The sequence below is a fragment of the Vibrio sp. M260121 genome (assembly GCF_036533715.1).
Lineage (GTDB): Bacteria > Pseudomonadota > Gammaproteobacteria > Enterobacterales > Vibrionaceae > Vibrio.
Genome location: NZ_JATABF010000034.1, coordinates 64772 through 73000 on the forward strand (window position 1 = coordinate 64772; position 8229 = coordinate 73000).

The window sequence follows — 8229 nt, forward strand, 5'->3', positions numbered from 1 at the left end:
GTATTCTCACACAAAGTTTCATGTGGAGAAAACCTGTTTAAAAAGGATAGCCGACTAAATGGACCGTCTGTTGTGGCCAAATGATGTTCAGCGAGCACACCATAGTGTCGCTCGTGCTAACCCATTTATTCGGCTGAACTTTCATGTGTAAGTTGTTGGTCGGTTGATAGCCGCTGGACTGGTAAACATGAGTGCGGCCAAACAATACCGAGAACGCATCGCCTCGTTCCAAAGCATCCTGATGTACCGCCTTAAGCAGTAACTTCACCAACCCTTTTCCTCGTGAATCGGGCTGCACACACACTTCGGCAATGCCACTTATTGGGAAGGATTGGTCATCAATCATCACTTGTTTTTCATGAACCGCAACATGGGCCGCAAGGATGTCTCCATCCCAAATGAGGTAACGGTGACGAGGCATTTCATTGAAGTATCGTTGAGTTTGGAAGATTTTGTCTTGCTCCTTGGTGAAGCAAGTGGAGAGCAAACTTCTTAGCTTTGCGTCGAGTTCTTGTGTGACTTCATCATCAAGTATGTATTCAAAGCGCATGATTTACCTCATTTATTTCTCTTGTTTAAAGGTAAACCTTTGAAAAGCCACTTACTGAGATATGCCGCAAATAAAAAAGTGCTGGTTGAACTGCGCTTTCCATTTTTGAACCGCTAAGTAAGGAAATTGGGGGGGGGGGTATTCCCCCACAGTTACGACTCTTGCAATGGTTTTAAAGATGAGTAATCAACATCAAGCTCAATACCAAAGTGCTCTTTCAGTGCTGATAGGTAGCTTTGTCCTTCTGCCAGTTCTTTCTCAAGCACATCATTATTCAAACGGTGCTTTAACGTGTGGTTAGCCAACGTGATGATTCCAAACTCGGTCGCTAGCGTGGCGACACGACTGGACGTAAAGCGCGAATGAGGTGACGTTGACGCATAGTGGTTTCCACACACAATGTCGCCATCAAACACATGTTCAAAGTCCAAGCTGTACATATCAACCCACTGGTTTGCATCATCATAAGATTGAATTTGTAGCATGTAGCCAACACGCTCATCTTCAACAAAGCGGAACGTTTGTAGGTCAGTATGAATAGGTTGATTGGTCACAAAAGGCAGCGGTGCGCGTGGCGTGTTTGAGCCAAAGCCTGCATCGACAATCCACTTTTCATCCCCAAGCGTCACCAACGTGAACTGATGCGTTCTGCCTGAAGGAGTGCCAGATAAGTGTACGCGGCCTAAAAGCGGTCTTGCTTCAAAGCCAACCTGCTGTAGCACTCCTAGCATTAGACCGTTCAATTCAAAACAGTAACCGCCGCGCTCGTGGTAAACCAACTTGTCGATGATGTCTTGTTCAGATGTCGAAATGCCTTTACCCAATGCGATATCAAAGTTCTCAAACGGCAAACGACGATGCTGCGCATTATGCAGTACAAAGAGCGTATCCACGCTGACGTCCAATTGCTGCGTTACGCCAATCTTGTTTAAGTAAGCCTTTAAATCTGTGTTGTTCATTCTGATCCTAAATCGATATTTCTTCGCAATGGCCGACACAATAAAACCTCAACCATGCTTGAGGTTAAACCCCAAAACGATTTTTCTTGAACTTACTTTGTTTTTCTCCAACTTACCCTGTTTCGCTCGCATAAATCATTGCGCCTCTTTGCCCATTATTACATTTACGTAAAAATCATTTTCAATTTAACCGGATTATCATTTTTCGTGAAACACCTAAAATGGGCACCAACAAAACGACGCAGCGCAGTGAGCAAACCTCAACTACGCTTATGACGTCACTCCATATACTGAGAATATAAAGGAAACATCCAATGTCGCTTGAAATCAAACCTGGTCAAACTCACATTAAATCAAAAGCAATGGTTGCATGGGCTGCTGGCGAGCCACTTAAAATGGAAGAAGTTGATGTACAACTTCCAAAAGCTGGTGAAGTGCTAGTACGCATCGTAGCAACTGGTGTTTGTCACACTGACGCATTCACACTATCAGGTGACGATCCAGAAGGTATCTTCCCTTCAATCCTTGGTCATGAAGGTGGCGGTATCGTTGAAATGGTTGGCGAAGGCGTAACAAGCGTTGAAGTTGGCGACCACGTTATCCCACTTTACACAGCTGAATGTGGTGAGTGTAAGTTCTGTAAATCTGGCAAAACTAACCTATGTCAGGCAGTTCGTGAGACTCAAGGTAAAGGTCTAATGCCAGATGGCACAAGCCGTTTCTCTATCAACGGTGAGACTATTTTCCACTACATGGGTTGTTCTACTTTCTCTGAGTACACGGTTCTTCCAGAAATCTCACTAGCGAAAGTAAACAAAGAAGCACCACTTGAAGAAGTTTGTCTTCTAGGTTGTGGCGTAACCACTGGTATGGGTGCGGTACTAAACACAGCTAAAGTTGAAAAAGGCGACACAGTTGCTGTATTCGGTCTAGGCGGTATCGGTCTTTCTGCAATCATCGGTGCTCGCATGGCGGGTGCAAGCCGCATCATCGGCGTAGACATCAACGAAAGCAAATTCGACCTAGCGAAACAACTTGGTGCTACAGACGTAATCAACCCACAAAAATTCGACAAGCCAATCCAAGACGTTATCGTTGAGATGACAGACGGTGGTGTTGACTACTCATTCGAATGTATCGGTAACGTAAACGTGATGCGTCAAGCACTTGAGTGTTGTCACAAAGGTTGGGGTGAGTCAGTAATCATTGGTGTTGCTGGTGCAGGTCAAGAGATCTCAACTCGTCCATTCCAACTAGTAACTGGTCGCGTATGGCGTGGCTCTGCTTTCGGTGGTGTTAAAGGCCGCTCTGAGCTTCCAGAAATCGTGAACCGTTACATGGCTGGTGAGTTCGGTCTACAAGAATTCATCACGCACACTATGGGTCTGCAAGACGTGAACGAAGCGTTCGAATTGATGCACAAAGGTGAATCTATCCGTACTGTTCTTCACATGGATAAATAATCCAAGATAGCAGATCACGGAATGTGACTGATATTTGAAAATTTGAAATAGGCGCTCTTCTCTCTGGACACTTTTCCTCGGGGAAGAGAGCCATCCGCTGTCTTTAACGGTCTTGTCCGCCGTTAAAAATCTTTGTTTTATCGAGAGATTATTCATGACCATTGAAAGCCTAAGCCAAGCCAAAGTATTCGGTGGTTGGCATAAACAGTACACACACGAATCTCGCGCTTTGAACTGCAACATGCGCTTCGCGATCTTCTTGCCACCAAACGCAACCAAATCAAACCCAGTGCCTGTGGTTTACTGGTTATCTGGCTTGACTTGTACCGATGAGAACTTCATGCAGAAAGCAGGCGCGTTTCGCATGGCGGCTGAGTTAGGTATCGCCATTGTGGCACCGGATACCAGCCCACGTGGTGACGACGTTGCAGACGACGAAAACTACGATTTGGGTAAAGGTGCGGGTTTCTACCTAAACGCAACTCAAGAGCCATGGTCGCGTCACTACCACATGTACGATTACATCACCCAAGAACTGCCTGCGATCATCGAAAGTAACTTCCCAGTCTCTGACGTGAAGTCGATTTCGGGTCACAGCATGGGTGGTCACGGTGCGATCACCATTGGTCTGAAAAATTCAGATCAGTACCGTTCAATTTCAGCATTTAGCCCAATCAGTAACCCAATGCAATGCCCTTGGGGCCAAAAAGCGTTTACTGCTTACTTAGGCACTGATATCGAAAGCTGGAAACAATACGACGCGAGCGAGTTACTTAAGCAAGCAAAATCACCATTACCTATCCTAGTCGACCAAGGTGATGCTGATAACTTCCTTGCTGAGCAATTGAAGCCTGATGCGTTACTGGCGGCAGCAAAAACCCATGATTCAGCAGTTGAACTGCGCATGCAGCCGGGTTACGACCACAGCTACTTCTTTATCTCTAGCTTTATCGCAGATCACTTGAACTTCCACGCGAAGTACCTGTTTGCTTAACACCTGATTTAGGCTCGTTAAGTCAACGAGCAAGCACAGGATACCAAACGGTTTAATAATCCTCTCTATACAAAGCCACCTATTTATTGGGTGGCTTTTTGTGTTTTAAAAACACTCACTTTCCCTTTACACAAGTCCCATTGCAATTTATCGAAATGACGTCTAACTTGTAATTGAACATCATTCAATTAACGCTAGCACTTTATGAAAAAACCAACGTCAGTCCTGCTAACCTCGACTTATTTCGGGTTGTTAGCGACCTCTCCTATTGCCGAGGCGATGAGCTTTTTCGATCCCATTGATGGGCAATTGGATATGGGTGAATACCTTGCTGAAAACGCCTACGGTTTTCTGCCCGTCCCGATTGTGATTACCGAACCTGCTGTCGGCTATGGCTTGGGGTTTACTGGCGTGTTTTTGCATGAATCCGATGAGCAGCGGGAGAAAAGGCGTAAACTGGCAGAAACATCACTCGATGGCGGCGCGCAGCTGTTAACGCCTGCAATCACCGCAGTTGGCGGCTTCGCAACCGAAAATGGTACTTGGATGGGGTTTGCAGGCCATCGCCGAACTTGGGCGCAAGACACGGTGCGTTACCTTGGTGGTGTCGGTTATGGCGACTTCAACATGACCTTCTACCCACAGTCCACGCTGCCGGGGCTAGACGGCGTATTCAATGGACAAGGGTTAGATTTCGAGATTACCGGCGGCGGCATGCTCAACCATCTTCAATACCGCATTATTGATGCCCCGCTGTTTATCGGTGTGAAGCAGCTCTATTTCGTGACCGATCAGAAAATCACGAACTCCCCTGTTGCCGATAAACTGCTGCAAACGTTGACCAATACCTCTCCAACCACTTCTGGATTGGGTTTAACACTAGAATGGGACAGCCGAAATAACTTCTTTAGCCCAACGCAAGGCTATAACTACAAAGCCGAATTCCTTTGGTACAACGATGCGTTTGGCAGTGATTACGAATACGAACAACTGGACGTAGAGGGCATCAATTATTGGGAATTAGCCGATGATTGGTCGCTGGCTCTGCGTGGACAGTACAAGTCGCTTTATACTGACGAGCGCTTTTTACCACCTGCCTCATACCCAGATATCGAGCTGCGTGGTGTGGCAAGAAACCGATATCAGGGGGATGAGACGCTCTCGGTGGAAACTCAATTGACCTACCAATGGAATACTCGTTGGTCGACGAATGTTTTCGGTGGCCTTGGTTACGCTTCAACACAAGAGTCGATATTTGAAAACGACGCCGAATACGCTTACGGCGTGGGCTTTCGTTACCTCATCGCCCGTCGTTATGGCTTGCAAGCAGGTATGGACTTCGCTTTCAGTGATAAGGATAACGCGGTCTATTTCCAAGTGGGTTCAGGTATCTAAAACCACTCGCCTCTCACCATCCCAGCTGTCAGCATCACGGTTATCTTCATCATGATTGATATTTAGGGTTCGTGCCGTATTGGTTCGAACCTTCTTCACTGTCTTGAATCAAGAAGTACAGCAGCACCAAAATACCAATGATTGGGACAAAGGCGATCAATGCCCACCAACCGGTTCGTCCTGAATCGTGCAAACGACGCACAGTGACGGCAATCGACGGGATCATGATAAACAGCGCATATATCACACCGAAGAAGCCAAAATTCTCCATTTGCATCACGCTGCCAATGACTCGGTCAATGATGCCCATCACCAAATTGATCAGCACATTGACTAACGTAAAGTACCAATACTCTTGGCGTCTCGCTCTGCCACTAAAGTTGGTGTAATTGAGGATAACTTTATAGTACCAATCAAACATATCGACTCTCCTAATGAGATGAAAGTGTCGCGAAAGTTAGACAACGCGAAGCAAACTGCACACAAAACAAGCTAAATGATATATTCATCCAATAGTTGTATTTTTAACTCTGTTATTAACCTTGACGTATATTCAACCAACGGTTACTTTTCACCCATAACGTATTATATAAATCCATCAAGTTGGCTCTATTATTAATAAATATATAACCGAAATTTCAGCGGACCGGTTCGTGAACGCGATCCAACCGAAATGAGGGCAATAAATTCAAAGGGCACAAGATGAGAAAAACAATGGCGCTCGCTTTGCTTTTGTTTGCACCGACACTTTTTGCAAACACGATACAGTTTAGCAGTCCTGAAAATTCTAATGTCGTTGTGACACTAAAAGACCTAGAGTCACTGCCGCAAACGACCTACATTACCGAGCTACCTTGGCTAGAAACCCCTGCCGAGTTTGGCGGCGTTAAACTGAGTACACTGCTGCAACATACGTTTGGCAACATTCCTCAGCATGTCGAGGTTCGTGCACTCAACGACTACCACTCAGACCTATCTCGCGAAGACATTCTTCGTTATCAGCCGATCGTGGCATACAAACAAAACCATAATTACATCAAAATCAGGAACAAAGGTCCTTACTGGCTGATTTACTCAATGAGTGAACATCCAGAACTTGATAACGCGCAATACCACGCTCAAATGGTTTGGCAAATCAACAGGATAAGTGCGAAAGAAGATCAATAATGAAGGCGAAACCCAAAACCCCGAAGCAGGGGCCCTTTTCAACCAAGAGTAAGTTGATGTTGCTCGTGTTTGCATCGACACTACTGATCGCAAACATCGTTTTATTAAAAGAAACCCGCGCGCTGACCAAAACCTACTCCGACCAACAAAACCAAGCGACTTGGTTCTTGTTCCATTTGTCCAAAGAGCTGTCCGAATTGGTGGGGGAGGCTCGTCGTTTGAACGAAAGCGTAATGAACATCGACGGCACCGAGTTACAATATGAACTGGCATGGAGTCGTTTTGATCTGCTGATCAACAACAAAGAGGCGGATTCTTTCCTATCTCGTGAAGAAGTGCGGGTGTACTTTGTATCCTTGTTCGACAAGTTCCAACAACTCGAACCAATCTTAGTTGAAGCCAAAACCGGTAGCAGCATTGCCGCCGCCCAGTTTTATCGCGCCACTCAGAACTTGTATATGGAGATGATTGATTACGTCACTCAAAACTTCCGAGTCGCGAGCCCACTCTACAGACAACAACAAGAACGTGCTTACAACTTACTCCAAGCGCAGTATATCTTGTTGGGTATTTTCGTTCTCACCGTCGCGTTAATGACGTACTTCTACAAACGCGAGTCTAAGTACCACAAAGAAATGGCCTTGAGCGACCCACTGACAAACCTTGCCAACCGCAGTGCGCTGTTCATCGATTTGCACCGCAGAGCGGAAACCGGCACCCCATTTTCGCTGCTCCTACTCGACTTGAACGGCTTTAAGAACATTAATGACACCTTGGGACACCAAGCGGGGGATATCGCCTTAATTGAGATTGCAGAGCGTTTGAGCAACATGGCAATGGATGACTTCAGTGTCTATCGCATGGGCGGTGATGAGTTTGCCGTACTTATCAACGCCACCGAGCAAAGCAAAATCGCCGAAGCGACGCACCACATCAACGTGGTGTTTGAAAAACCGGTCCTTGCCTCTGATAAAGCAAGCTCTTTGTCCACCAGCTTAGGGGTAGCGAGCTATCCGCAAGACGCCGACAACATTGACTTCCTGATCAATTTAGCGGATAAGCGCATGTACAAAATGAAATTCCAACGTTAAACGGATAACCATGATGAAAAACTTCATGCGAGCAGTGCTGTTACTGCTAGTGATCGCGATAGGTGTACTGGCTTGGGTGTTTATCCCATCTCACGAGACGGTGGGGGCACAAACTCTCGCAGAAGCGCTCAACGACAACTACACGCTGGTTGGCCATCGCATTCATTCGACAGACCCAGATGCCGGCAATATGTTTGGTTACTTCGTGGTGTACAAAGGCGCAAGTACGGATGATTTGGAGCCGTTTTTGGTGACTTCTGATCAGTTTATCCGCATGGAGCAAACCGGTGATAACACGCTAGCCCTCACTGTGAATGGTCGCATCTACCGCTACCATAACGACCTGTGGGTAGAGAGCCCAGATGGCAAGTTACAACATTGGTTTGTCAGCGCGACAGCGAAATACGTCCGCTAACTAAGTGGACGCATACTTAGCTTCAGATACTTAACTTGAGATAAACAATGTATGGTCCGCCCCGTTATTGCAACTACAATTTAGTAATAACGGAGTTGGTTTGCGCTAATGTATTCGGAGTCCTCGTTGGGAACATTAACTTCCCCGCTCCACGATGATATCCGCGCCAGATTATCCTTAAAAGCCCCAAAGCAA

Annotated in this window: 9 protein-coding genes; 6 read left to right on the forward strand and 3 right to left on the reverse strand. The window is 46.3% G+C overall.

Annotated features, from left to right (window positions below; genetic code table 11):
• Window positions 1-37: 37 nt before the first annotated feature.
• Together QTO06_RS17580 and QTO06_RS17585 are read right to left on the reverse strand one after the other, a co-directional pair.
• Window positions 38-550: a GNAT family N-acetyltransferase gene (locus QTO06_RS17580; protein ID WP_331409143.1), complete on the reverse strand. Its 513-nt coding sequence runs from the start codon at window positions 548-550 to the stop codon at window positions 38-40.
• A gap of 152 nt (window positions 551-702) precedes the next feature.
• Window positions 703-1509 carry an arylamine N-acetyltransferase family protein gene (locus QTO06_RS17585; protein ID WP_331409144.1) on the reverse strand — a complete coding sequence of 269 codons (807 nt, stop codon included), beginning with the start codon at window positions 1507-1509 and terminating at the stop codon, window positions 703-705.
• Between the two features lie 314 nt (window positions 1510-1823).
• Here QTO06_RS17585 and QTO06_RS17590 point away from each other — a divergent pair, with 314 nt between their 5' ends.
• From QTO06_RS17590 to QTO06_RS17600, 3 genes are all read left to right on the forward strand, one after another.
• Entirely contained in the window at window positions 1824-2972 is a 1149-nt protein-coding gene (locus tag QTO06_RS17590; protein ID WP_143693882.1) for an S-(hydroxymethyl)glutathione dehydrogenase/class III alcohol dehydrogenase, read from the forward strand.
• A 154-nt stretch (window positions 2973-3126) separates the two neighbouring features.
• Window positions 3127-3966, forward strand: coding sequence for an S-formylglutathione hydrolase (gene fghA, locus QTO06_RS17595; protein ID WP_331409145.1), 840 nt, complete (start codon window positions 3127-3129; stop codon window positions 3964-3966).
• 204 nt (window positions 3967-4170) lie between these two features.
• Window positions 4171-5361, forward strand: coding sequence for a BamA/TamA family outer membrane protein (locus tag QTO06_RS17600; RefSeq protein WP_331409146.1), 1191 nt, complete (start codon window positions 4171-4173; stop codon window positions 5359-5361).
• A 49-nt stretch (window positions 5362-5410) separates the two neighbouring features.
• Here the strand turns inward: QTO06_RS17600 and QTO06_RS17605 are convergent, their stop codons facing one another.
• Window positions 5411-5782, reverse strand: a complete 372-nt coding sequence (locus QTO06_RS17605; RefSeq protein ID WP_282065269.1) for a DUF805 domain-containing protein — start codon at window positions 5780-5782, stop codon at window positions 5411-5413.
• Between the two features lie 281 nt (window positions 5783-6063).
• Between QTO06_RS17605 and QTO06_RS17610 the strand changes: the two genes are divergently transcribed.
• From QTO06_RS17610 to QTO06_RS17620, 3 genes are read left to right on the forward strand one after another with little or no spacing between them, the layout of a single operon-like run.
• On the forward strand, window positions 6064-6528 hold the full coding sequence (locus tag QTO06_RS17610) for an oxidoreductase (RefSeq protein WP_331409147.1): 465 nt from the start codon (window positions 6064-6066) through the stop codon (window positions 6526-6528).
• Window positions 6528-7619 carry a GGDEF domain-containing protein gene (locus QTO06_RS17615; protein WP_331409148.1) on the forward strand — a complete coding sequence of 364 codons (1092 nt, stop codon included), beginning with the start codon at window positions 6528-6530 and terminating at the stop codon, window positions 7617-7619. Before QTO06_RS17610 ends, QTO06_RS17615 begins: the two co-directional genes overlap by 1 nt.
• 10 nt (window positions 7620-7629) lie before the next feature.
• Window positions 7630-8034, forward strand: a complete 405-nt coding sequence (locus QTO06_RS17620) for a hypothetical protein (RefSeq protein ID WP_331409149.1) — start codon at window positions 7630-7632, stop codon at window positions 8032-8034.
• Window positions 8035-8229: the final 195 nt, after the last annotated feature.